This is a genomic window from Polynucleobacter sp. HIN6 (assembly GCF_030297575.1).
GTDB lineage: Bacteria > Pseudomonadota > Gammaproteobacteria > Burkholderiales > Burkholderiaceae > Polynucleobacter.
Genome location: NZ_AP028137.1, coordinates 1,725,361 through 1,748,210, shown reverse-complemented (window position 1 = coordinate 1,748,210; position 22,850 = coordinate 1,725,361). Strand labels below are relative to the sequence as shown.

The following is a 22,850-nucleotide window of genomic DNA, read 5'->3' as shown; positions in this document are numbered from 1 at the left end:
TTTACACGCCCCAGACTATGGGCTCTTGGTCTTTTAGCGCTTGACGCAGCAGTTCAAGAAACGGGTAAGCCCTTCGTCCTAGAGGGTCCGATTCAGACGACTGATCCTCGTCATCGTTTGCACCGTCTGAGCTAGGCGCCTTATCTTGTTCAGCATCAATCGCGGTCTGCAGTCGTTCGATATATCCCGGAATTTGTTCTGGGAGAAAAATACCCTGATTCTCAAAAGGGCGTCCAATCGCATTAAAAATCCGATGCGTTAGGTCATCTAGCATGATGACGGGAGCTGCATTTTTGGTCTGAAATTGATGAATCATCCATCAAGCATACCATCACTGATAAACTTTCATTTCTATGTTGTCTAGCCAAAAAACTCAGCTTACGCAATGCATCACGAATGCTTTGAATGCCCTAGCGCAAGAGCGTGGACTCGCAGCCGGTGAGTTTCCGATTCCGCATCTGGAGCGGCCTAAGGTGGCTGACCATGGTGATATTGCTTGCAATATTGCCTTGCAAATTTCGAAGGCATGGAAGACCAATCCGCGAGAGTTGGCACAAGCCATTCTTAGCCAATTAAATCAATTTCCTGAATACGGACAACTGATTGCAAGCGCTGAAATTGCTGGGCCTGGATTTATTAATTTTCGTTTGAGTCTTGCGGCCAAGTCTGCGGTGGTGGGGCTTATATTGCGTGAGGGCGCGCGTTTTGGCCGTCGGGATCGAATGGGTAAAGCAGACCCGAGCTTGCCTAAGCGGGCCATGATTGAATTTGTATCTGCTAATCCCACCGGACCTTTGCATGTTGGACACGGGCGTCAGGCAGCTCTCGGTGATGCATTGGCCAATCTTTTAGACAGCCAAGATATTGATGTGCATCGGGAGTTTTATTACAACGATGCCGGAGTTCAGATTCATAATCTCGCGCTATCGGTGCAAGCACGTTTACAGGGTTTAAATCCCGAAAGTCCCAATTGGCCCAAGGAGGCCTATAACGGTGAGTATATTGCTGAGATTGCTGAGTCTTACCAAAGTACTGGCCATGATCTGTCTGATTTAGAACAGATTCGTCAGTATGCAGTTGCCTATTTGCGCAAAGAGCAAGATATTGACTTGAAAATCTTCGGTGTGCAATTTGACAAATTTTATTTGGAATCCTCTTTGTATACCGATGGAAGCGTTGAGCAAGTGATTAGCGATCTGCAGGCGGTTGATAAAACTTATGAGGCTGATGGCGCTTTGTGGCTAAAGACGACCTTAGATGGTGACGACAAAGACCGCGTAATGCGTAAGTCCGATGGTAGCTATACCTATTTTGTTCCAGATGTGGCTTATCACATCAATAAATGGAGCCGCGGTTTTGAAAAGGTGATTAATGTTCAGGGCAGTGATCATCATGGCACGATTGCTCGAGTTCGCTCTGGAATACAGGGAGTAGCACAAAAACGTAATTGGCCAATTCCAACCACCTATCCCGATTATGTGTTGCATAAGATGGTCACGGTCATTCGCGATGGCGAAGAGGTCAAACTCTCCAAGCGTGTTGGCTCCTATGTCACGTTGCGAGATTTGGTCGAGTGGTCTGGTGGTACCCATCCAGACATGAGCAATGATGAGCGCAATTTAGCCTTGCAACGCGGGCGCGATGCGGTCCGCTTTTTCTTGATCTCACGTAAAGCAGATACCGAATTTGTATTTGATGTAAATCTAGCTTTGCAACAAAATGATGAGAATCCCGTCTTTTATGTGCAGTATGCTCATGCACGGATTTGTTCGATTCTTCAGCAATGGGGCGGGTCCTCTAGCGCCCTAGAGCATGCGAATTTAAGTCTGTTAGATAGTAAGGCGGCCGATCACTTGCTACGGAGATTATCGGAGTATCCAGAGGTATTAGCTAATGCTGCGTACGATTTGGCTCCACACGCTATTGCCTTCTATCTGCGCGATCTTGCCGGGGATTTTCATACTTTCTACAACGCCGACCGCGTTTTGGTGGACGACGAACAGTTGAAGTTAGCGCGCTTGGCATTACTAGCTGCCACACGCCAAGTCTTGGAAAATGGCCTAAAAATATTAGGGGTTAGTGCCCCACAAAAGATGTAATTTGAGCGGCTTGCTCGCATTTTTGAGCAAAGGTTAAGATAGAGGTCATGAATGACATTAAATCATCTGACGCACTAGAAAAGCGATCTGCTACCCAACTACTGGGCTCATCTGAGTCGGGCGGAATGATTATGGGTGTTTTGATTGGCGTTTTTGTTGGGGTTGGTTTAGCGCTGATTGTGGCTTGGTATTTAATGAAATCGCAGCCGCAAGAAAAGCCAGGAGTTCGGGCCCCAAGCGCGCCCGCATTTATGAAGCCGCTCCCACCAAAATCAGACAAAGAGACCGAGGAAGAGACTGCGGTTGCCGCACCTCAGCTTGACCTTAATAAGCCGCTACAGACTAAAGTTCCTGGCATTGGCGGAGCCGACCCCGCACGCGATCCAATTGCAGATATTGCAGCGGGTAAGACCCCCGAAGCGAAGCCTGAGCCTAAAGCCGATACGATGTTTTATGTTCAGACCGGAGTATTTAATCAGCGCACTGAAGCCGATGCACAAAAAGCAAATTTAGCGATGCAGGGTATTCAGGCGCAACTGAGTGAAAGCGCAGTCGATGGAAACTCAGTTTGGCGTGTTCGTATCGGCCCATTTGGTAGTATCGAAGATACCACTACTGTGCGAAGTAAATTAACCATCCTTGGAATCAAACCAACCGTTATTCGTGTAAATCGATCATGAAATCGTTATTCAAATCCCTTGTCCTGATCTTGACCTTATTTGGCCTGCAATCATTTGCGCTTGCTCAAGCCCCGATTAAGGTTGAAGAAGGTTTTGATTACCGCGTTTTACCAATTGCCCAGCCAATTGATGTGAAAGGTAAGGTCGAGGTGATTGAATTTTTTTGGTATGGTTGCCCGCATTGCTTTGAGTTTGAGCCCGATCTAAAGGCTTGGTTAAAGCGTCAGAATAAAGATGTCGTATTTAAGAAAGTGCCCATTGCCTTTCGTGATGAACTCATGCCCCACAGCTTATTGTTTTATGCCCTCGAGTCTTTAGGAAAAGGTGAAGCGCTTAATGACAAAGTGATGTTTGCCATGCATCGTGAAAATAAGCGACTCCTGAATGAAAACGAAATTGCCGATTGGGTCGCCGCTCAAGGCGTTGATCGTAACGCATTCTTAGCAGCCTATCGCTCGTTTGCTGTTCTTTCAAAAGCGCGTGCTGCTAATCAGTTAGGGAATGCCTACCGAATTGATGGTGTTCCAACCGTGGCGATTCAGGGGAAATACATTACATCGCCATCGATTGCTGGGTCACGCGCCAAGTCCATTCAGGTGATGGATTTCTTAGTGAATAAAGTCCGCAAAGACGGCTACAAATAGATTTAGATCTTCACAAACTTACGCAATATCCAAAAGTAGATTGGGTAGGGCAAGATGCGTAAGAACTTTAAAAAGCCTGAAAAGCGTTTAGGGAAGTGAATATCAAATTCTCCGCGCGCAATTCCATCTAGGATCTCATTAGCAGCGGTCTGAGCAGAGATGAGGGCTGGCATTTCAAAGTCATTTTGTGCGGTTGCTTCTGTTTCTACAAAGCCCGGAGAAATCATATGAACCCCGATACCCTTGGGCTGCAGATCATAAAACAAGGTTTCGCAGAAGTTAATCATGGCTGCCTTTGTGGGCCCGTAAGCCAAGGCCTTGGGTAAACCACTATAGCCTGCAACACTGCCGACAATGGCAATATGACCGCTACCGCGGGCAAGCATGGCCGGCAATACAGCCCCAACAGCACGCATCGGACCCAAGAGATTCGAATCGACAGTTTTCTCAGCATCGGCCATATTGAAAGTATCGGCTCGCATCGGAATATAAATTCCGGAGACAAAAAGCAGTAAATCAATGCCGCCCCATTCTTTCTCTATCTTTTGATAGGCTCCTTGGATATCCGCCTCGCGCATGACATCAACGGGCAGAATTAGATAATCATCCTTAGCATGATTCTGCACAATTGCCTCAAGGCGTTCGACGCGACGACTAGATAGTGCAACACGAGCACCTTTTTGAAAAAGAGCCTTAACGCAAGCCTCACCGATGCCACTCGATGCCCCAATCACCCATACGCGTTGTTGCTGATAGTTAGTAATCGCTGGTTGCTTCATTGCTTGACCTATTTCGGTTGGTGGCTTAGCGTGAATTGAACGACATCAATATTTTGCTCTTTGAAGCCGGCTGCACAGTACATCAGATAAAAGTTCCATAACCGAATGAAGGGTTCATCAAACCCAAGCTCTCGGATTTCAGGCAGTTTTTGATTAAAGTGCTCATACCAAATACAAAGGGTTTTGGCATAGTCATGCCCAAAGGCGAATTCACATTCGATCTGGAGTCCCGCTTGTTGTGCATAGTGTTTAAATGCTTCTCGGGATGGCAACATCCCACCCGGGAAAATATATTGCTGAATAAAGTCTGTACTTTTACGATAGCGGTCAAATAGGTTTTCAGCAATCACAATCGTTTGAATGCATGCTTTGCCATTTTGCTTCAGGCAGCGAGCAATCGTTTCAAAATACATTGACCAATATTGTTCGCCAACCGCCTCAAACATTTCAATGGAGGCGATTCCATCAAATTGATCCTTACAATCCCGATAGTCTTGAAGTCGTACTTCATGGCGATTGGGCCATTGTCGATTGACGCGGTCAATTGCAAATGACTGCTGTTCGGTTGAGAGGGTGAGTCCGGTAACCCGGTGACCGGCAAGGGCTGCTTCTTCCATAAATCCACCCCACCCACAACCGATCTCTAGAATCTTGCTATTGGGTTGAAGTGCTAGAGAATTTAGGATATTGCGATATTTTGCCCGTTGCGCAAGCTCTAAACTGGCATTCGAGTCAGCCCCAAACCAAGCGCTCGAATAGGTCATGCTGGGATCAAGCCACAGGCGATAAAAGGCATTGCCTAGATCGTAGTGCGCATGAATATTCTTTTTGCTGCCCGCCTTATTGTTTCGGTTTAGAAAATGCCTAAATCGATATACTAGGGAACCAAACCAATTGCCATAGATGGCACGCTCGAGAACATTTCGGTTCTTCACGGCAAGATCGAGTAACTTCTCAAGATGAGGGCTGTCCCAATCTCCGCGGATATACCCTTCAGCAAAGCCAATATCACCATGCCGCAAGATATCTTGGAATGCAGACCAGCGATGGAAGCGAATCTCAGCATGTAAGGAATCGGTTCGATTTCCAAACTCACGCTGCTCACCATTTGGAAAAGTCATCACCAGATGACCGATGGATAACTGTTTTAGGAGGCGCTCAATGGTCCGGGCGGCAAGACTTAGTTTTCCATCTGCCGGGATTTTTTCAGTACGCGATACCGATAATTTATGAAGCAGGGATTGTCCGGGTCGAATCATGAGCTCACTTCAATTCTGGGGGGCGTTGGTTTTGAGTGAAATGGTACCCCCTTTAGCCAAAGTTTGAGGGCTTGCCAATGAATGCGCGCAATCACGCCAAAGGTCATCATTGGGTAGCGAAGCTTTGCACGGTTTAGAGCAGAGCGTGACAGGGGAAAATCTTGACCACTAATGCTGGTGTAGATCAGTGGCTGATGATCGGTATAAAGCTCAATGCGACATACCGAATCCATTTTGCGTTGGCTGTCTTTGGAAAAAAGAAACCGAAACTGATACTCACCAGAAACATCACAAAATGGCGATACATGGAAAATTTTATGACTAATCAGTGTTTCACCTGAAAAAATCTCACCGCCATCTTTTTTGTGAAGCAGGTAACAATGCCGCTCACCAAAAGTGTTATTCACTTCAGCTAAGATCGCTCGTACGGCTTGATATGCATCCGTGTAGATCCAAAAGCTGACAGGATTAAAAACGTAACCCAACACTCTTGGAAATGTTTGTAGCCAAATTTCACCATCAGGAATTGAAATACCCTCTTGCTCAAAAAGAGACTCTGCCCAGGCCAAAGAATTTTCCGTACCGTGACCATGATCGCGATCGTAAAACGAGTAAAAGGCCCATTGGTTATCGCCCATGCCATATTGCTTGAGAAGCTCGGGGTTGCGATTGCGCTCTCGCATCGGGATCTTTAATGTAAAGACTCCATAACTAAAGCGATTAACTACCGGTCTTAAGCGGCTATGCTTGACTTGACCAAAATTAATCAGTGGATGCGCCATCGCTTGCAATACCAATCTTTATCTTAGTTAGCCGATTGCAATGGCGGGCGCTTAAGCGGAGCATGGAGCGAGGCAACAAGGTCAGCTGCGACTAATTCTCCCGAGCGAAGACCGTCCTCATGAAAACCATATCCAGTCCACGCGCCACAGAACCAAATTCCCGCCTTACCTTGAATTAATGAAAGGTTCTTTTGTGCCGAAATCGCTTTGGCATCAAAAATAGGATGTGAATAGGCAATTTCTTTAAAAACAAATTCAGGTTTTGGTTCAACTAGAGGGTTAAGGCTCACAATAATGGGTTCTTGACCCAATGCGGCTGGTAGGGGCTGTAGCTTATTGATGAGATAGTCCACACTGACCGATTGGATCTGATTTTTGGCGTAAGTGGTTTTATAGTTCCAGGCCGCCCAGCAGCGCTTGGTCTTCGGCAAAAGGCTGGCGTCGCGGTGCAACACTGCACGATTTGCTTGATAGGGGATGGCCGCCAAAAGAGAGCGATCAAACTCGTCAATCCCATAGAGTAGTTTTAGGCTCTCATCACTATGGCAAGCCATGATGACTTCGTCAAAATAATGAATTCCCTGAGAGCTAATCAATTCAATGCGTTTATCTGGGCTTTGTGCGTCTGGCACATTCACTTTTTTGACTGACTCGCGAATTAACTTGAATCGCTCTGGATGCATAGCGTTGATTAGTCTTGCCACATACTCTTTCGATCCGCCCTTCACTGTTAGCCATTGGGGACGATTGTTGACCTGTAAGAGTCCATGGTTATGACAAAACCGCACCATCGTTTCGATCGGAAATTCGAGCATTTGTTGGGTGGGGCACGACCAGATCGCACCAATCATTGGTAAAAAATACCACTCCCGAAACGATTGACTAAAGCCATGTTCATCCAGAAATGATGCGATTGATTGCAACTGATTTGGATCGGTGCTGTGCCCAGCGCTAACTTGCTTTGTTGCTAGCGCAGTTGCTAAGCGATTAAAACGTACGATATCAGCAACCATTCTCCAAAACGCTGGGCGAAGTAGATTCTTTCGTTGCCCAAATAAAGTATTCACGTTATCGCCCGACCATTCGAGGGAGCGATCAATGGAAACCGAAAAGGTCATTTCCGATAGGGCAATTGGAACCTGCAGCTCCTCGAATAAACGTGTTAGGCGGGGATAGGTTTTTCGGTTAAAGACTAAAAACCCAGTATCCACGGCGCACTTGATCGCACCATTACGACCTGGAACCTCGATATCAACCGTGTTACTGTGTCCACCAATATGAGATGCCTCCTCAAACAGCGTGACATGAACCCCTGCATTTTTTTGTAATGCATATGCGCAACCTAGGCCAGAAATACCAGCTCCAACAATTGCAATTTTTTTGGGGTAGGGATGAGAGGGAGCGTTCACGAGGCCTTAGACTTTAATAGTTTTTCAATTTCAGAAGTAATCGATTTGCTATCGGGTTTCGTCAGGCTATTAAAGGAATCCACAATATTACCGTCGCGATCAATCAGGTATTTGTAAAAATTCCACTTCGGCATGGTGCCCGTTTTGGCAATCAACATCTTGAAGAGGGGATTCGCTTCTTTGCCACTAACAGAGCTTTTAGCAAACATCGGAAATTTTACATCGTAAGTATTTTTACAAAACTCAGCGATTTCTTTATTCGACCCCGGCTCCTGTTGCCCAAAATCATTTGATGGGAAGCCCAGAATTACAAAGCCACGATCTTTATAACGGGAATAAATTTTCTCAAGTGACTCATATTGGCTGGTAAAACCACAAAAACTAGCCGTATTCACGACCATGATGACCTTACCTTGGTATTGGCAAAGACTTTGAGGAATTTCATCCTGCAGCCTTGGAAAGGTATGTGACAGAGCGGGGCTGCACTTATTCGCCGATGGGTTGGCGTGGGCATCATTTGGACTTAGCATGGTCGTTGCACCAAATAGGGAAATCATGATTAACCATTTCATCAAGAATCCTCACTTTTAATCTAGAAACCTTGAAGTCTACCGTCTTCCGCCCTCTTTTGTATTTTGGGAAGAATTACCCCTTTAATTCAGGATCAGACAGGGTTTTGGGTTGGAATCATCTAGAATTTGGCTTATGACAGAGCCAATCTTGAAGCCCCCTGCTTTTGAAGCAAAACTATGTGCCACTAGTGGGGATTTAGAGCAAAAGCTAAAGTCCTTGGCTCGTCCTATGGTTTTTACAAACGGCGTATTCGATCTTTTGCACCGGGGACATGTCAGTTACTTAGCGCAAGCCCGCCAGCTTGGCGGTAGTTTGGTCGTGGGCGTTAATTCAGATGCATCGGTGCGAATGTTGGGAAAAGGTTCTGATCGCCCGATTAATGGTCAAGAAGATCGAATGGCCCTCTTAGCGGCATTAGAAAGCGTTGATTTGGTGGTTTTATTTTCAGAGCAGACCCCTGTCGAGTTGATTCGTAAGATCCGTCCAGACATTTACGTCAAAGGCGGAGACTATGCAATTGAGACTTTAGAGGAGACGAAGGTTGTAAACGCATGGGGTGGAAAAGCATACGCGATCCCCTTTATTCATGAGCGCTCTACTACAAACCTACTTGGTAAGATTCGTTCTTAGTTCCTTGCGACTTGGGTATTGAGCCAAGCCCAGAGTCCTCGAAGTACCAAACCCGGCATTTTTTCTGCGGGGATTTGATTTTGAATCAGTCCTTCGAATAAGGTATTCGCATGGCCACCATCAATCCATATACGGGTAACGGCTTGATGCCGCTGTTTAGCAAAATTGATTGCCTGTGTAATGGCTCCCAAATGGGCTAGCCGCGATCCTTCATCAATCGCGCTTGCAGTATCTAATCCAATGCCAGTGAATGCTTGATCAAGGCTTGCTACATTGAGACCAGCGGTATGTTGCAATAGGCTTTCACGCATCAGTCCTAGGCCCGGTAGAATCCAACCGCCATAGTGCATTCCATTGCCACCCAAAAAATCAATGGTTGTTGCGGTACCGGCACTAATCACTAAGGTGTTGTCATTGGATAGTTCACGTGCCGCAATTAACGCAGCCCAGCGATCAGCGCCTAGGGTGTGGGTGTTTTGGTATTGCGTACGCAGAGATGGGTATGATGAGTTTCCGAGTAGACGAAACTGGGGACAGTGTTGCCAGGGCTGAAGTAGCTCATTGATCTGTTGGACTGCAGATTCTGTCGCCACACTGCAAAGACCAATCGCACTTGGGGTTGGGATGGTATTGAGAATGTAGTGAGCCAGCTCATCACGGTGCTCTTTTGAGCCTAGTAACTTAGTATCAATCGCACCGGAGTGATCCCATAATTTTTTATCGCGCTCGACGGGATTGCGTTTGCTATTCACACTTGCCCACTTTAAGCGCGAGTTACCAATATCAATCAGTAAGAATGAGCTCATAGATGCTTTCTTAAAGAGACATCTCCGGCGTAGATCGCCGTTAATTCGCTATTACCGGGCACTTGCAGTAAAAGTGCGCCCTCTTCATTAATGCCATGGGCAATGCCTGTTTGCTTAACTACGCCTGACTCCGAAATACTCACTGGTTGATCGCGATAGGCATCCCAAAAATCCCATTGAGAACGAAAAGGCGCAAATCCTTTTTTGGCAAAGAGTTCAAGATAGTCGCCCAGAGCGTTGAGAATGGCGAGCCAAACCAAATCAGCCTCTATTGGCATGTGCTTGTGATTGAGTTCTGAGAGAGCGCTAATCGGCAGTTGCGCAGCGTTCTCTAAGGATTTGGAATGGCTTAAGTTCATGCCAATCCCAATGATCATCCAAATTCGCTCATTTGGATTGGAGCCCGACAGTTTTCCGCCCTCAATTAGAATCCCACCTAATTTGCGTTCCTTGATCAAAAGGTCATTGGGCCACTTTAGTGAAAGACCGTGCTGACGCAGACTCATTTCATCAAGTCCAAGACTCTTGGAGATCCCCTGGATCACCGCGAGTCCGCAAACAAGACTTAGCCCACGCAGCGATTGTTGTGTTTGATCAAAGGGATAAGCGAGCGAAAACGATAAAGAAGCATTTGGCTCTGTAAACCAATGTCGCCCAGATCGCCCTTTACCCTTGGTTTGGTTTTTGGCCAAACGGGAGATGGGGTCGATGAGCGCCCCAGAGCGCCATCGCGCCATGAGATCGTCGTTGGTTGATTCAGTTTGAGCAACGCGCTCAAGAATGCAATTCCAGTTCATTTGTCTATTGTAGAAAGGTCTCGATAGAATGGGTACTTATGTCAGGCAAAGCCAAAAAAGACCTTACTCAAGAACCTACTGATACGCCAAGAGTGCCTCAGCGTATCCATTGGCCTTTGCAGGCAATGCCGCTGGCTCGGGCAATCGCCATCATTTATGTCTTGCTCATTGGCTATGGATGTTTAAACCCTTTTAATGTGGATTGGAAGTTTGGTTTGGATCCATTTGCGTGGTGGTCGGGCCCCCTGCCTAAATACATTACCTTATTTGATGTGACGATCAATGTCTTGGGATACATTCCCTTGGGCTTTATTTTGGTGTTCGCTCTTTATCCTCGCTGGCAAGGATTTCGAGCAATTGCCATTGCCTTAGTATTCAGCGCCCTTCTATCGGGTGCGATCGAGAGTGCACAAAGTTGGTTACCCACCCGAGTACCGACACAAATTGATTGGATCGCTAATTTAATGGGTGCCTTAATTGGTGCACTATTAGCTCAACCTTTAGGCCCACATTGGTTATCTGGAACCGCACTGCGTAAGCGCTTTGATTACTGGTTTGGTACACGTTGGTTAAGTGTTGCCCTATTCATTTTGTTTCCGTTCGCACAAATTTATCCCCAAAGTGCATGGTTAGGCATGGGCTTTTTAGGTCTAGGTATCAATCCGGTTGCAAGCTGGGGTTTGGATGGAATGCACCACACGATTTATGAGGCTTTAGTAACCGGTCTTAGTTGGTTTGGCGTTTGCCTATTCTTTTCTTTAGCACTTCGCAACAATATTCCTAAACTACCAATCCTTGCAGGATTATTAGCGATTACGATCACGATCAAATCCTTATTTACCTCTCTACAGTTTGGTTCGGACTTTGGCTTTGTGTGGTTAAGTGCGGGTGCAATTTGGGGGATGGTGCTCAGTAGTCTTTTGACTAGTATTTTTATGCGCTGTTCAACTAGCATTCGGCTCATTGCCTGTATCAGCGCTTTAGTTGCTCTTATGATTTTAGTGAACTATTTCCCAGATAATCCCTACTTCACCATTAGCTTGCCTCGATGGAATCACAGCCGTTTAGCCCATCTCAACGATTTAATGCAATGGCTGTCTTGGCTGTGGCTGCCAGTGGCATTCATTTGGCTGATTCATTACGCCCGACGCGCAAATCAGTGAGTTCGGCTAGAAGCCTCATCCATCGATATAATTTCTAGGATGAGCTATCAATACCACCTATTCTTTTGTTTAAACGAGCGGAGCAATGGCGATGATTGCTGTGCTCGGCACAATGCCCAAGCCTTGTTTGATTTCACTAAAAAACGAGTCAAAGAATTGGGACTCAACGGTGCAGGCAAGGTACGTGTGAATAAAGCAGGTTGTTTAGATCATTGTGCGAACGGCCCTGTTATGGTGGTTTATCCCCAGGGTGTGTGGTACTCGATGATCGATACCGAAGATGTAGAAGAAATTATCGACTCTCATTTGATGCAAGGTAAGCCTGTCGAACGTTTAATGATTTAACTAAGCGATTAGGCATTGCATGAACAGTCGGACTCAAATCATTACGATCCCAGGCCCAGTTGGCCAGATTCAGCTCTCGATTGATTTGCCAGAGAGCCTCAAACATAATCCCCACACTGAGTTGCGAGGATTGGCCTTGATTGCTCACCCCCATCCCTTACTCGGTGGCACCATGGATAACAAGGTAGTGCAGACCTTAGCAAGAACGTTTAATCAGTTGGATTATGTATGCGTGAGACCAAATTTTCGGGGGGTTGGTTTATCAGAAGGCGTCCATGATGAGGGGCGTGGTGAGCTTGACGACCTGATTTGCATTAGTGATTGGATGCGCACGCCAGGAGCTTGGACGCAAAGCCTGCCAAATGCTAATGAGCAGCTTTGGATTACCGAAGTCAATCAATTGCCATTGGTGCTAGCCGGTTTCTCCTTTGGTAGTTATGTGGGCACCCATTTAGTTCAAAAACTAGCTGAGCTTGGACGACCGGTAGAGCGCTTTGTCATGGTGGGTAGCGCAGCAGGCAAGTGGGAGCTGGCCGAACGTGTTCCCACCGATACGATTGTGATTCATGGGGAAAATGATGAGACCATTCCGTTGAGTGCGGTATTTGATTGGACTCGTCCTCAAGAATTAACTGTGCATGTGGTACCAGGAGCCGATCATTTTTTTCATCGCAAGTTGCACTGCATACGCAATATTATTTTGTCTAACTGGTTGGGCTTTCCGAGAACATCATCATGAACACCAATACTCCCGCAGAGTCCCTGATTCAGTACCCATGTGATTTTCCAATCAAGGTAATGGGTAAAGCAGCCCCCGAGTTTTTGCCAGCCGTGATTCATATTGCCAAGCAATTTGATCCGGATTTTCAGGAGACAAGCATTGAAGAGCGGCCATCGCGTGATGGTAATTATCTGGGTCTAACCATTACAGTGCATGTAACCAGTCGTGAGCAGCTCGATGAAATCTATCGAACACTATCCACCCATCCCTTGGTGAGCGTCGTACTCTAGTGAGTTGCTATGCAGGCTAGCCCAGTACAAATTCGGTTCTTGGGCATGGTGGGATACCAAGAAGCTTTTGAATCCATGCAACGGTTTACACAAGAGCGCTCTGCGACGACGATTGATGAAGTGTGGGTCTTGCAACATCCTCCGGTCTTTACCTTGGGCTTGGCTGGAGAGCCAAGTAATTTACATACTCCGATTGATTCTATTCCTCTTATTGAAGTTGATCGTGGCGGTGAGATTACCTATCACGGGCCAGGCCAAATCGTGATTTATTTATTACTTGATCTTAAGCGTAAGAAGCTCTATGTCAAAGAGCTGGTTTCGCGCATTGAGGAAGCGCTTATCCAGACCCTAATTGATTACAAGGTAATCACTGAGCGTAAGTCCGGTGCTCCTGGCATTTATCTTAGTGAGCAGCCTCAGGTATCACCGTCCCTTTGGGGTGCCAAGATTGCAGCCCTAGGGCTTAAAATTACTAAACAATGTAGTTACCACGGTCTAGCACTGAATATTGATATGGACTTATCACCCTTTGAGGCAATCCACCCCTGTGGCTATGAGGGCTTAAAAACGATTGATCTCAAGTCGCTTGGAATCAGCGAGAATATCGATACCGTTGCAGGAAATTTACTGAATCACCTACAACAGCAGTTGCAACTGGAACCTGTTTGATGAGCGATCTAAAAAAAGAATACGATCCCCTGCAAAAACAAAAATCGGCAGACAAGACTGCGCGGATTCCAATTAAGATCGTGCCTCTAGCCGAGACCTTAAAAAAGCCGGACTGGATTCGGGTGAAGGCCGCATCGAGTAGTTCGCGCTTTAATGAGATTAAACAGATTTTGCGTGAGAACCAGTTGGTCACTGTATGTGAAGAGGCAAGCTGTCCTAATATTGGTGAGTGTTTTGGTAAAGGCACAGCCACCTTTATGATCATGGGCGATAAATGTACGCGACGCTGCCCGTTCTGCGATGTGGGGCATGGCAGACCTGACCCCTTGGATACGCAAGAACCGATTAATCTCGCGAAGACAATAGCTGCACTCAAACTTTCCTATGTGGTGATTACAAGTGTTGATCGTGATGACCTGCGTGATGGCGGCGCACAGCATTTTGTCGATTGCATCCGACGAACCAAAGAGCTTTCACCGTCAACTCGTGTTGAGGTTTTGGTGCCTGATTTTCGGGGACGACTTGAGAAGGCTCTCGATATATTTGCTAGTGATCCACAAGGCTTGCCTGATGTCATGAACCATAACCTGGAAACCGTACCGCGCCTATATAAGCAAGCGAGACCAGGGTCAGACTATGCACATTCATTAAAGCTATTGAAAGACTTCAAAGCACGCTTTCCACAGATACCGACTAAGAGTGGTTTGATGGTTGGATTGGGCGAAACCGATGAGGAGATCTTGGAGGTCATGCAGGATATGCGCGCGCATGATATTGATATGCTCACCATTGGTCAGTACCTTGCCCCCTCAAATCACCACTTACCAGTATTGCGGTATGTACACCCAGATACATTTAAAGAGTTTGAGCAAAAAGCGTATGCGATGGGTTTTAGCCATGCAGCGGTTGGTGCGATGGTGCGCTCAAGTTATCACGCTGATCAACAAGCCCATGAGGCTGGCGTTGTATAGGGCAATACGCATATTTGGGCTAGCTACCCTTTGTACTCTCATCGTAGCGTGTAGCCCTAAATTTGATTGGCGTACCATTAAAAACGATGCGCAGGGTTATTCGGTGATGTTTCCGAGTAAGCCCCAACTAATTGAGCGCGACATTACCTATCAAACAACGTCTCTAAAGCAAACTCTGGAGTTCGCCAAAGTCGATGAGGATGTATTTGCTGTGATGACCACACAAATCCCAGCCACGATTGCGACCCAGGTTACACAGGTTGAGCAGATGTTAAAAAATACCCTGCTACGACAGGCAAACACAACCCAATTTAATCTGGTCAAAGATGCTACCAGCCGAATTGGCCCAGCAGGTCAAGCTAAACAAGTCACGCAAGACTATTATTTAAGCCTTCCTGAGAGTAAAAAGGTGATGCGGGTGCGGTGGTTAATTAGGCCGGCTGCCAATGATTCTGTGAATCTTTATCAAATCAGCGTCATTCGGACGGGGCAGTCCAGTCAATTAGAGTCTCTCCTTAGTCAAGAGAACATCACTATATTTTTTGATGAGTTTCGACCAAACTAAGTACTAAATGAGTCGGGCGAATTATTCCCATTGGTATGGCAGACCCAATGATCATCTAAGGCTACCCTTAGAGGGTGGCTTTGCATTGCGGATTTTCTTATGCTTTGCTATGGCCTACTTTATGTCGTATGCATTTCGTACGATCAATGTGGTGATCGCTCCAGATCTTGTGCGCGATCTTCAAATTAGCAATGCCGATTTAGGACTCTTGTCTTCAGCTTATTTTGTTGGATTTGGAATGACACAAATTCCCCTGGGTTTGGCGCTTGATCGCTTTGGCCCACGGATTACTGAAGTCTGGGTGATGACCCTCGCTGTGATTGGCGCCATTATTTTTGCCTTGGCTGAGAACTTCAACACATTAGTGATTGCACGGGTCTTAATTGGAATGGGGGTGTCCGCCTGTCTAATGGCTGCATTCTCAGGATTTAGGGCTTGGTACGCACCCTCTCAACAAGGACAATTAGCTTCAGCCATGTTGGTGTTTGGTACCAGCGGTGCCCTAGCAAGCACATGGCCTGTACATTTGGTCACACCCTATATCGGTTGGCGCGGAGTCTTTTTGGTACTTGCTGGCTTGTCATTTCTGGCAATCCTGATTCTGTACTTTGGTTTGCCGGTACGAAAACAAAATCAGCAAAATCAGCAACATCAGCTCACAAATCACGAAGTACCCAGCGCACAAGCGAATTTATCGTGGCAAAGTTATCAGCCAATTTTGACCAATCCATTTTTCTGGCGGATCCTGCCACTGGGCACATTTTGTTATGGCGGATTTATTGCGATACAAACCTTATGGTTTGGCCCATGGCTAATTGAGGTGATGGAGTATCGCCCAAGCACTGCCGCACAAATCGTATTTGGATTTAACACCGTACTCCTCTTTGCCTATCTCTTTAATGCTTGGATCTTGCCAAAATTAGCCAAGCGCGGAGTTGATACGATGCGCTACATGACCTGGATGGTTGGCGCATCGATGATCATGCAGGCCTGCGCGTATTTTTGGCAAACGCCCTTGGTATGGATCTGGTGGTATCTATTTGCGATTACCTGCGCTTCGTTTGTGTTGGCGCAGAGCATCATTGTTTTGTACTTCCCGAAACACTATTCGGGAAGAGTCAGCACCACCTATAACCTAACACTTTTTATTGGTGCCTTCATTGTGCAATGGGGTATTGGCCATTTGTTAGATTTAGGCATTGCCTTGGGCTGGAACAAAACGAGTGCTTATGATTTGGCGCTAGCGGTATTTCTAGTGGTGCAGATTGCTGGCTTTATTTGGTTCTTGATTGCACCCAAATATTTTCCAGCCACCTTCTTTCGAGATGATGAAGCTGAAGATGAAGCTATAAAGATTTAAGCAGTTGTAACTTATCGATTACGACTTGTTTTCAAGGGCCGCTACTTTTGCTTCAAGCGCCTCTAATTTCTCACGGGTCCTAGCCAAGACCTTGGACTGAATATCAAACTCTTCGCGTGTAACCAAATCCATGCGCTGAAAACCCTGGGTCATCATGGCCCGAACATTTTTTTCAATGTCTTTGGCAGGTGAGTTACGTATGACCTCACCGATCTTGTTTTGCATATCGACCGCAATGGTCTGCATTTGCTCGAATAATTGACTGGGTTTTTGCATAAAACAAATTGTAGGGCGAACCCAAAGACCTTGCATGCTCAAAGGTGGTGCACAAAATGACCCCAAATGATGCATTGATTTGGTGCAAAGGCCCACAAAAACCCCAGATATTCACCAAAATAAGCACCAATTAAGTCAAATCCAAAGCCAAAAAATTAAATAAATACTTGATTTAAAACAATATTTAATAACCTGGCACGCTTATTGCATTACTAAATGTGTAGTGCATTTTTTCATTCAACCAGAAGGGAGTATTTATGAACACTTTTAAGAAAACCACACTCGCTCTAGCGATCTCAGCATTGGCGGGTGGCGCCATGGCGCAATCGGCACCAGCACCCGCTCCAGAAACGAGCCCGATCACTGCGAACGTAACACTCGTGAATGACTATCGCTTCCGCGGAATCAGCCAAACAAACTATCAGCCCGCTATTCAGGGTGGGTTTGATTACGCCCATGAGAGCGGACTCTATATTGGTAACTGGAACTCGACAATTAACTGGGTTTCAAATACGACAAGTGGCTATTCAACCCCCTCGGTTAGCGCACCCCTCGAGATGAATTTCTACGGTGGATTTAAGAAAGATTTAATTGCGCCAGGATTTGCAACCGATCTTGGTGTACTCCAGTATTTTTATCCACAGAAGGGAAGTTATCCTGCAGGGTCGATGTTAAATCCAAACACCACTGAAATCTATGTTGCCCAAAACTATACATTTGGTTCTTTGAGTGGATTTGGAAAAATTAACTATGGACTCACAAACATTTTTGGTATCCCGAATAGTTCAGGCTCCTATTACTTAGATCTAACATCTAATTTTGATACTGGTATCTGGGGATTAACAGTTAACGGACATATCGGTTATCAATATGTTGCAGGTCAACCCGCGACCCCGTCTGGTTGGTCGGCTTCGACCCCAAACAATATTAGCTACACCGACTGGAAACTCGGCCTAACTAAGGATTTTGGAGGTGGCCTAAGTTTATCGGCTGCCTATGTAAGTACCAATGCAAATGCAAGTTGGTGGAATACGTGGACACCTAATTCCTATGGTTCCGCCGGCCGCGGTGGTGCTGTTGTTGCTCTCACCAAAACCTTCTAATCCCCCTCACTATCTAGGAGATATGCATGAAAATGATTACCGCAATCATCAAGCCTTTCAAGCTTGACGAGGTGCGTGAGGCTCTCTCAGAAGTTGGGGTTTCAGGCATCACCGTTTCAGAGGTGAAAGGCTTTGGTCGACAAAAGGGTCACACCGAGTTGTATCGCGGTGCTGAGTATGTAGTTGATTTTTTACCCAAGGTTCGTATTGAAGCTGCGGTAGAAGACGGCATTCTCGATCGCGCCATTGAGGCGATTGAGAAATCAGCACGCACGGGCAAGATTGGTGATGGCAAGATTTTTGTCTCTTCAATCGAACATGTCGTTCGTATTCGTACCGGTGAAACCGGTACCTCAGCACTATAAGGGGTTAAACATGTTGAATTGGATAAAAAAAGTCCTAACGAGTGGCGCAGTGGCACTAGCCATTGGCGTCACTGGTGTAGTGGCAACATCTGCTGCATTGGCTGCTCCTGAGCCAATCGCTGCCGCCGCTGCTACTGCTGCAGCCGCTGCTCCAGAAGTAAAAGCGACTGTTGAAAAAGCAGATATTGCTTGGATGATGTTAAGTACCATCTTGGTCATCATGATGGTTGTTCCAGGCTTGGCCTTGTTTTATGGTGGCTTGGTCCGCAGCAAAAACATGCTCTCGGTCTTGATGCAGGTCATGACGGTGTTTTCATTGATTGCTATCTTGTGGGTGATCTATGGATACTCCTTGGCATTTGGTGGCGAAGGGCTATTTATTGGTGACTTTAGTAAGCTCTTTTTATCGGGCGTTACGATCGAGTCCTTATCGGATACTTTTACCGACACCTCTAAGATCCCTGAATTAATTTTTATTGCTTTTCAGGCAACCTTTGCCGGTATTACTGCCTGTCTGATTGTTGGCTCGTTTGCTGAGAGAATGAAATTTGCAGCAGTACTTTTGTTCTGTGCAATCTGGTTCACCTTCGCCTACCTCCCAATCGCTCACATGGTTTGGGGCCCAGGAGGCTATCTGCTTGGTAAGGGCGATCTCGACTTTGCTGGCGGTACCGTGGTTCATATTAACGCTGGTATCGCTGGCTTAATTGGTGCCTACATGATTGGCAAGCGGATTGGTTACGGTAAAGATGCAATGACGCCGCATAGCCTGACCCTGACCATGGTTGGTGCATCACTTCTCTGGGTGGGCTGGTTTGGATTTAATGCGGGCTCAAACTTGGAAGCAAATGCAACCGCAACCTTGCCATTCATTAACACCTTGCTTGCGCCTGCTGCTGCAGTCTTGGCTTGGAATATCGCTGAAACTATGTTTAGAGGTAAGGCCTCGATGTTAGGTGCAGCATCTGGTGCGATTGCAGGATTGGTTGGTATTACTCCAGCTTGCGGCACAGTCGGTCCAATGGGCGCAATTGTGATTGGACTTGTTTGCGGATTCGTTTGTTTCTGGGGTGTGAGTGGTTTGAAGAAAATGCTCGGCGCAGATGATTCCTTAGACGTGTTCGGCGTTCACGGTGTAGGTGGCATCATTGGTGCGATCCTAACCGGAGTGTTCACGGCTCCAAGTCTGGGTGGAACAGGCGATGCGGATTTCTCAATCGCTAGTCAAGTATTGATCCAGGCTGAAGGTGTCGGTATCACTATTATCTGGAGCGCAATTATTTCTGCGATTGCGTACAAGATTGTTGATATCGTGATTGGTTTACGTGTAAACGAAGATCAAGAGCGTGAAGGTCTCGATCTTGTCTCGCACGGTGAGACCGCTTATTCAAAATAAGCATTCTGATGTAATGGGTTTGGTGGTTTTTAGTGATTCCAGCAAACCCAGACATCAAATAGTAGTTGGTAGTGTGGCATAGCAATAGTGATTTGTTGTTTTTTACCCCTCACTAGGCGGCACTGGTTGGTTGCCTAGTTTTTAAGCGCGGAATCGCAAGATTCCGCGTCTTTCTTTCAAAAAACTTACAATGCGGATATGGTCCCGCATCTTATTACCGCCTTAAGTGGCCCTCTCTTAGAGCTCGAGTCGAAAGTACTCGAAGCAACCCCAACGATTGAGCGCTGGTTTCGCTTGGAGTGGCAGGAGCATACTCCACCGTTTTATTGCTCGGTCGACCTGCGAAATTCTGGATTTAAGCTCTCTCCAGTTGATACCAATTTATTTCCGGGTGGGTTTAATAATCTATCTCCCGAAATGTTGCCTTTGGCCGTTCAGGCTGCGATGGCAGCGATTGAGAAAATCTGCCCAGAGGCCAAAAATTTATTGTTGATCCCTGAGCGGCATACTCGTAATACCTTCTATCTACAGAATATTGCTTGCTTATCATCGATTCTGCGCCAAGCGGGATTAAATGTTCGTTTGGGTACCCTATCGGACGATATTAAAAAACCAACCACCATCGAGTTGCCAGAGGGTGGCAAATTAGTTTTAGAGCCACTAACGCGCCTAGGTTTACGCAAGACCCGTTTGGGACTCAAGGATTTTGATCCTTGCTCTATTTTGCTTAACAATGATTTATCCGCGGGCATTCCGCCAATCCTCGAGAATGTGTACGAACAGTACTTGCTCCCAGGGCTGCATGCCGGCTGGCCGATTCGTCGAAAGTCCAATCACTTTCAGGCGTATGAAGAGTTAGCCAAGAAATTTGCCAAATTAATCAATATTGATCCGTGGATGATTAATCCCTATTACGCCCGTTGCACTGGGATGGATTTTCATGAGCAAAAGGGTGAAGAGCAATTGCTCGCAGCCGTTGATCAAGTTCTTAAAAAGACCGCTAAGAAATACCGTGAGTACGGCATTAAAGATAAGCCCTATGTGGTTGTTAAGCCCGACGCTGGAACCTATGGAATGGGCGTGATGATTGCGCACGACCCCAATGATTTAAAGAACTTAAATCGCCGTGATCGCAATAAGATGAGCATCGTTAAAGAGGGTCTTGCGGTCAGTGACGTGATTGTTCAAGAAGGTGTTTATACCTTTGAGAAGGTTAATGAGGCCGTGGCCGAACCTGTGGTTTATATGATCGATCGTTATGTTATTGGGGGTTTTTATCGGGTTCATACCGACCGTGGACCCGATGAGAATTTAAATGCACCTGGCATGCATTTTGTGCCGCTCGCGTTTGAGCAAAACGCCATGCCCGATATGAAAGCAAAGCCAGGTAGCGCAGCACCAAACCGATTCTACTTATACGGCGTTGTCGCGCGTTTGGCTCTGCTGGCTGCATCACTTGAGCTTGAGCGCACCGATCCGGATGCTGAGGCCGCTTAAGTCTGGCCATGAAGTTTTTGTTTATTGCTGATCCACTCGATTCGTTTAAGGTCGAGAAAGATAGCACTTTAGCCATGATGCGTGCCGCACAGGCTGCTGGGCATGCGATTTGGTATACCCAAAGCCATGACTTGGTTTGGGGACAAGGCAAGGCCAGAGCACGTTGCCAAACAATTGAACTTTTGGATGGTGAGCATTGGTATGCCCTAGGTTCATTTGAGGAGTATCCGTTGGAATATTTTTCAGCGGTCTTAATGCGCCAAGATCCACCATTCACGGTAGAGTATTTGACGAGTACCTGGATCCTATCGGCAGCTGTTTTGCAAGGGGCCCGGGTATTTAACTCACCGGATGCGGTTCGCAATCATTCTGAAAAACTCTCGATCACGGAGTTCCCGCAATTTATCCCCCCGAGTTTAGTGACGCGCGATATTCATGCGATCCGCGATTTTCATCGACTCCATCACGACATTGTTATTAAGCCACTCGATGGTATGGGTGGCATGGGCGTATTTCGGGTGGGACCCGATGGCCTTAATTTAGGAAGCATTGTTGAAACCCTTGGTGAGAACGGCGCACGTACTCTAATGGCCCAACGTTACTTGCCCGAAATTACCTCGGGCGATAAGCGCGTTTTGCTCATTGGTGGTGAGGTCATGCCTTATGCTTTGGCGCGTATACCGCAGGGCTCAGAGATTCGCGGGAACTTAGCTGTTGGTGGCAAAGGTTTAGCCATGGCTCTGACCGCACGCGAAGAGGAAATTGCCAATCATTTAGCCCCTATTCTGGCTAAGCGTGGCTTGTTCTTAGTGGGCCTCGACATGATCGGCGGTTACTTGACCGAGATTAATGTGACAAGCCCCACCTGTTTTGTGGAAATTACTCAACAAACCAATTTGGATATTGCTCAAAAATGGCTTACATTGCTTGAAAAGGAGCTCATTTAAGGTGCCAGGAATCCTAATTGTTGCCCACACCCCAATTGCCGGATCCATGCTTGGTTTTGTTGAGCATACCTATGGCAAGGTGCCGGTTCGTATGGCTGCGGTTGATATTCCCCCACACGAAGATACCAAGATTAGTTTTGAGCGCGTCTATGAAGCGGCCACTCAGGTTCAAAGTGAATATGGCATATTGGTTTTAACAGACGTTATGGGTGCTACCCCAGCGAATGTTGCCACTCGGCTTGCCAAATCTGGACTCTTTTCATGCAAGGTGATTGTGTTAGCTGGCGTGAACTTGCCAATGCTTATGCGGGCGATTTCTTATCGAGGTACCGGAGTTGAATCGGTTGCTCTTAAAGCCATGCAGGGTGGTCAAAATGGCATTATTCGTTTAGGAGCGCCCTCTTCAATGACCGATGCCGAGCTTATGTTGAATCAGAATGCAGGAACGAGCGATGCCAAAACTTGATATTGAAATCATTAATAAGCTTGGCCTGCATGCACGCGCGTCCGCAAAGTTATCGCAACTCGCTAGTGAATACCCGTGCGAGGTATTTATGAGCAAGAATGGCCGACGCATTAATGCGAAAAGCATTATGGGTGTAATGATGCTTGCTGCTGGCATGGGTAGTACCGTTTCGATCGAGACCGTTGGCGAGAAAGAAGACGAAGCCCTAAAGAAAATTTGTGAGCTGATTCAAGACCGATTTGGTGAGGGCGAGTAGGA

General features: G+C 46.6%; 28 protein-coding genes. 19 read left to right on the top strand and 9 right to left on the bottom strand.

Annotated elements, in window-relative coordinates:
- Nucleotide 1: 1 nt before the first annotated feature.
- Nucleotides 2-316, bottom strand: a complete 315-nt coding sequence (locus tag QUE66_RS08730) for a DUF1840 domain-containing protein (RefSeq protein ID WP_286223643.1) — start codon at nucleotides 314-316, stop codon at nucleotides 2-4.
- Nucleotides 317-353: 37 nt separating this feature from the next.
- Here QUE66_RS08730 and argS point away from each other — a divergent pair, with 37 nt between their 5' ends.
- The 3 genes from argS to QUE66_RS08715 are packed head-to-tail and all read left to right on the top strand — an operon-like array spanning nucleotide 354 to nucleotide 3,423.
- On the top strand, nucleotides 354-2,099 hold the full coding sequence (argS, locus tag QUE66_RS08725; RefSeq protein WP_286223642.1) for an arginine--tRNA ligase: 1,746 nt from the start codon (nucleotides 354-356) through the stop codon (nucleotides 2,097-2,099).
- A gap of 47 nt (nucleotides 2,100-2,146) precedes the next feature.
- Nucleotides 2,147-2,779 (top strand): SPOR domain-containing protein, encoded by a 633-nt coding sequence (locus tag QUE66_RS08720; protein WP_286223641.1) that lies wholly within the window; start codon nucleotides 2,147-2,149, stop codon nucleotides 2,777-2,779.
- Nucleotides 2,776-3,423: a thiol:disulfide interchange protein DsbA/DsbL gene (locus QUE66_RS08715; RefSeq protein WP_286223640.1), complete on the top strand. Its 648-nt coding sequence runs from the start codon at nucleotides 2,776-2,778 to the stop codon at nucleotides 3,421-3,423. Before QUE66_RS08720 ends, QUE66_RS08715 begins: the two co-directional genes overlap by 4 nt.
- A gap of 2 nt (nucleotides 3,424-3,425) precedes the next feature.
- Here the strand turns inward: QUE66_RS08715 and QUE66_RS08710 are convergent, their stop codons facing one another.
- Genes QUE66_RS08710 through QUE66_RS08690 form a run of 5 tightly spaced genes read right to left on the bottom strand, consistent with a single transcriptional unit; the run spans nucleotide 3,426 to nucleotide 8,224 of the window.
- The gene (locus QUE66_RS08710; protein ID WP_286223639.1) at nucleotides 3,426-4,202 is read right to left on the bottom strand and encodes an SDR family NAD(P)-dependent oxidoreductase; all 777 of its coding nucleotides are present in this window, start codon (nucleotides 4,200-4,202) and stop codon (nucleotides 3,426-3,428) included.
- 8 nt (nucleotides 4,203-4,210) lie between these two features.
- Nucleotides 4,211-5,461: an SAM-dependent methyltransferase gene (locus QUE66_RS08705; protein ID WP_286223638.1), complete on the bottom strand. Its 1,251-nt coding sequence runs from the start codon at nucleotides 5,459-5,461 to the stop codon at nucleotides 4,211-4,213.
- A complete protein-coding gene (locus tag QUE66_RS08700; RefSeq protein WP_286223637.1) occupies nucleotides 5,458-6,243 on the bottom strand; it encodes a DUF1365 domain-containing protein in 786 nt (261 codons plus the stop codon). Before QUE66_RS08700 ends, QUE66_RS08705 begins: the two co-directional genes overlap by 4 nt.
- A gap of 23 nt (nucleotides 6,244-6,266) precedes the next feature.
- A complete protein-coding gene (locus tag QUE66_RS08695) occupies nucleotides 6,267-7,652 on the bottom strand; it encodes an NAD(P)/FAD-dependent oxidoreductase (RefSeq protein WP_286223636.1) in 1,386 nt (461 codons plus the stop codon).
- On the bottom strand, nucleotides 7,649-8,224 hold the full coding sequence (locus QUE66_RS08690; protein WP_458574876.1) for a glutathione peroxidase: 576 nt from the start codon (nucleotides 8,222-8,224) through the stop codon (nucleotides 7,649-7,651). Before QUE66_RS08690 ends, QUE66_RS08695 begins: the two co-directional genes overlap by 4 nt.
- Before the next feature lie 133 nt (nucleotides 8,225-8,357).
- Here QUE66_RS08690 and rfaE2 point away from each other — a divergent pair, with 133 nt between their 5' ends.
- The gene (gene rfaE2 / locus QUE66_RS08685; protein ID WP_286223635.1) at nucleotides 8,358-8,855 is read left to right on the top strand and encodes a D-glycero-beta-D-manno-heptose 1-phosphate adenylyltransferase; all 498 of its coding nucleotides are present in this window, start codon (nucleotides 8,358-8,360) and stop codon (nucleotides 8,853-8,855) included.
- Here rfaE2 and QUE66_RS08680 read toward each other — a convergent pair.
- Complete coding sequence (locus QUE66_RS08680; RefSeq protein ID WP_286223634.1) at nucleotides 8,852-9,661, bottom strand: type III pantothenate kinase; 810 nt, start codon at nucleotides 9,659-9,661, stop codon at nucleotides 8,852-8,854. The genes rfaE2 and QUE66_RS08680 overlap by 4 nt on opposite strands.
- On the bottom strand, nucleotides 9,658-10,458 hold the full coding sequence (locus tag QUE66_RS08675; protein WP_286223633.1) for a biotin--[acetyl-CoA-carboxylase] ligase: 801 nt from the start codon (nucleotides 10,456-10,458) through the stop codon (nucleotides 9,658-9,660). Before QUE66_RS08675 ends, QUE66_RS08680 begins: the two co-directional genes overlap by 4 nt.
- A 38-nt stretch (nucleotides 10,459-10,496) precedes the next feature.
- Here QUE66_RS08675 and QUE66_RS08670 point away from each other — a divergent pair, with 38 nt between their 5' ends.
- The 8 genes from QUE66_RS08670 to QUE66_RS08635 all read left to right on the top strand — a co-directional run bounded on the left by QUE66_RS08670 (nucleotide 10,497) and on the right by QUE66_RS08635 (nucleotide 16,542).
- Entirely contained in the window at nucleotides 10,497-11,621 is a 1,125-nt protein-coding gene (locus QUE66_RS08670) for a VanZ family protein (protein WP_286223632.1), read from the top strand.
- Nucleotides 11,622-11,660: 39 nt separating this feature from the next.
- Nucleotides 11,661-11,966, top strand: coding sequence for a (2Fe-2S) ferredoxin domain-containing protein (locus QUE66_RS08665; protein ID WP_108509177.1), 306 nt, complete (start codon nucleotides 11,661-11,663; stop codon nucleotides 11,964-11,966).
- A 19-nt stretch (nucleotides 11,967-11,985) separates the two neighbouring features.
- The gene (locus QUE66_RS08660) at nucleotides 11,986-12,705 is read left to right on the top strand and encodes an alpha/beta hydrolase (RefSeq protein WP_286223631.1); all 720 of its coding nucleotides are present in this window, start codon (nucleotides 11,986-11,988) and stop codon (nucleotides 12,703-12,705) included.
- Nucleotides 12,702-12,977, top strand: coding sequence for an HP0495 family protein (locus QUE66_RS08655; protein ID WP_286223630.1), 276 nt, complete (start codon nucleotides 12,702-12,704; stop codon nucleotides 12,975-12,977). The genes QUE66_RS08660 and QUE66_RS08655 overlap by 4 nt, the downstream gene beginning before the upstream one ends.
- Before the next feature lie 9 nt (nucleotides 12,978-12,986).
- A complete protein-coding gene (gene lipB, locus QUE66_RS08650) occupies nucleotides 12,987-13,646 on the top strand; it encodes a lipoyl(octanoyl) transferase LipB (RefSeq protein WP_286223629.1) in 660 nt (219 codons plus the stop codon).
- Nucleotides 13,646-14,617 carry a lipoyl synthase gene (gene lipA, locus QUE66_RS08645; protein ID WP_286223628.1) on the top strand — a complete coding sequence of 324 codons (972 nt, stop codon included), beginning with the start codon at nucleotides 13,646-13,648 and terminating at the stop codon, nucleotides 14,615-14,617. Before lipB ends, lipA begins: the two co-directional genes overlap by 1 nt.
- A 106-nt stretch (nucleotides 14,618-14,723) precedes the next feature.
- Nucleotides 14,724-15,182, top strand: a complete 459-nt coding sequence (locus tag QUE66_RS08640; protein WP_286223627.1) for a hypothetical protein — start codon at nucleotides 14,724-14,726, stop codon at nucleotides 15,180-15,182.
- 7 nt (nucleotides 15,183-15,189) lie between these two features.
- A complete protein-coding gene (locus QUE66_RS08635; RefSeq protein ID WP_286223626.1) occupies nucleotides 15,190-16,542 on the top strand; it encodes an MFS transporter in 1,353 nt (450 codons plus the stop codon).
- Between the two features lie 18 nt (nucleotides 16,543-16,560).
- Here QUE66_RS08635 and QUE66_RS08630 read toward each other — a convergent pair whose 3' ends face one another.
- Nucleotides 16,561-16,818: an accessory factor UbiK family protein gene (locus tag QUE66_RS08630; protein ID WP_286223625.1), complete on the bottom strand. Its 258-nt coding sequence runs from the start codon at nucleotides 16,816-16,818 to the stop codon at nucleotides 16,561-16,563.
- Between the two features lie 257 nt (nucleotides 16,819-17,075).
- On the opposite strand from QUE66_RS08630, the gene QUE66_RS08625 reads away from it, so the two are divergent.
- The 7 genes from QUE66_RS08625 to QUE66_RS08595 all read left to right on the top strand — a co-directional run bounded on the left by QUE66_RS08625 (nucleotide 17,076) and on the right by QUE66_RS08595 (nucleotide 22,848).
- Nucleotides 17,076-17,921 (top strand): TorF family putative porin, encoded by an 846-nt coding sequence (locus QUE66_RS08625; RefSeq protein ID WP_286223624.1) that lies wholly within the window; start codon nucleotides 17,076-17,078, stop codon nucleotides 17,919-17,921.
- A 26-nt stretch (nucleotides 17,922-17,947) separates the two neighbouring features.
- The gene (locus QUE66_RS08620) at nucleotides 17,948-18,286 is read left to right on the top strand and encodes a P-II family nitrogen regulator (protein ID WP_108509169.1); all 339 of its coding nucleotides are present in this window, start codon (nucleotides 17,948-17,950) and stop codon (nucleotides 18,284-18,286) included.
- Between the two features lie 10 nt (nucleotides 18,287-18,296).
- Nucleotides 18,297-19,682 carry an ammonium transporter gene (locus tag QUE66_RS08615; protein ID WP_286223623.1) on the top strand — a complete coding sequence of 462 codons (1,386 nt, stop codon included), beginning with the start codon at nucleotides 18,297-18,299 and terminating at the stop codon, nucleotides 19,680-19,682.
- Nucleotides 19,683-19,880: 198 nt separating this feature from the next.
- Complete coding sequence (gshA, locus tag QUE66_RS08610) at nucleotides 19,881-21,179, top strand: glutamate--cysteine ligase (protein WP_286223622.1); 1,299 nt, start codon at nucleotides 19,881-19,883, stop codon at nucleotides 21,177-21,179.
- An 8-nt stretch (nucleotides 21,180-21,187) separates the two neighbouring features.
- Entirely contained in the window at nucleotides 21,188-22,126 is a 939-nt protein-coding gene (gene gshB, locus QUE66_RS08605; protein WP_286223621.1) for a glutathione synthase, read from the top strand.
- Between the two features lies 1 nt (nucleotide 22,127).
- On the top strand, nucleotides 22,128-22,592 hold the full coding sequence (locus QUE66_RS08600) for a PTS sugar transporter subunit IIA (protein ID WP_286223620.1): 465 nt from the start codon (nucleotides 22,128-22,130) through the stop codon (nucleotides 22,590-22,592).
- Nucleotides 22,579-22,848, top strand: a complete 270-nt coding sequence (locus QUE66_RS08595; RefSeq protein ID WP_286223619.1) for an HPr family phosphocarrier protein — start codon at nucleotides 22,579-22,581, stop codon at nucleotides 22,846-22,848. Before QUE66_RS08600 ends, QUE66_RS08595 begins: the two co-directional genes overlap by 14 nt.
- Nucleotides 22,849-22,850: the final 2 nt, after the last annotated feature.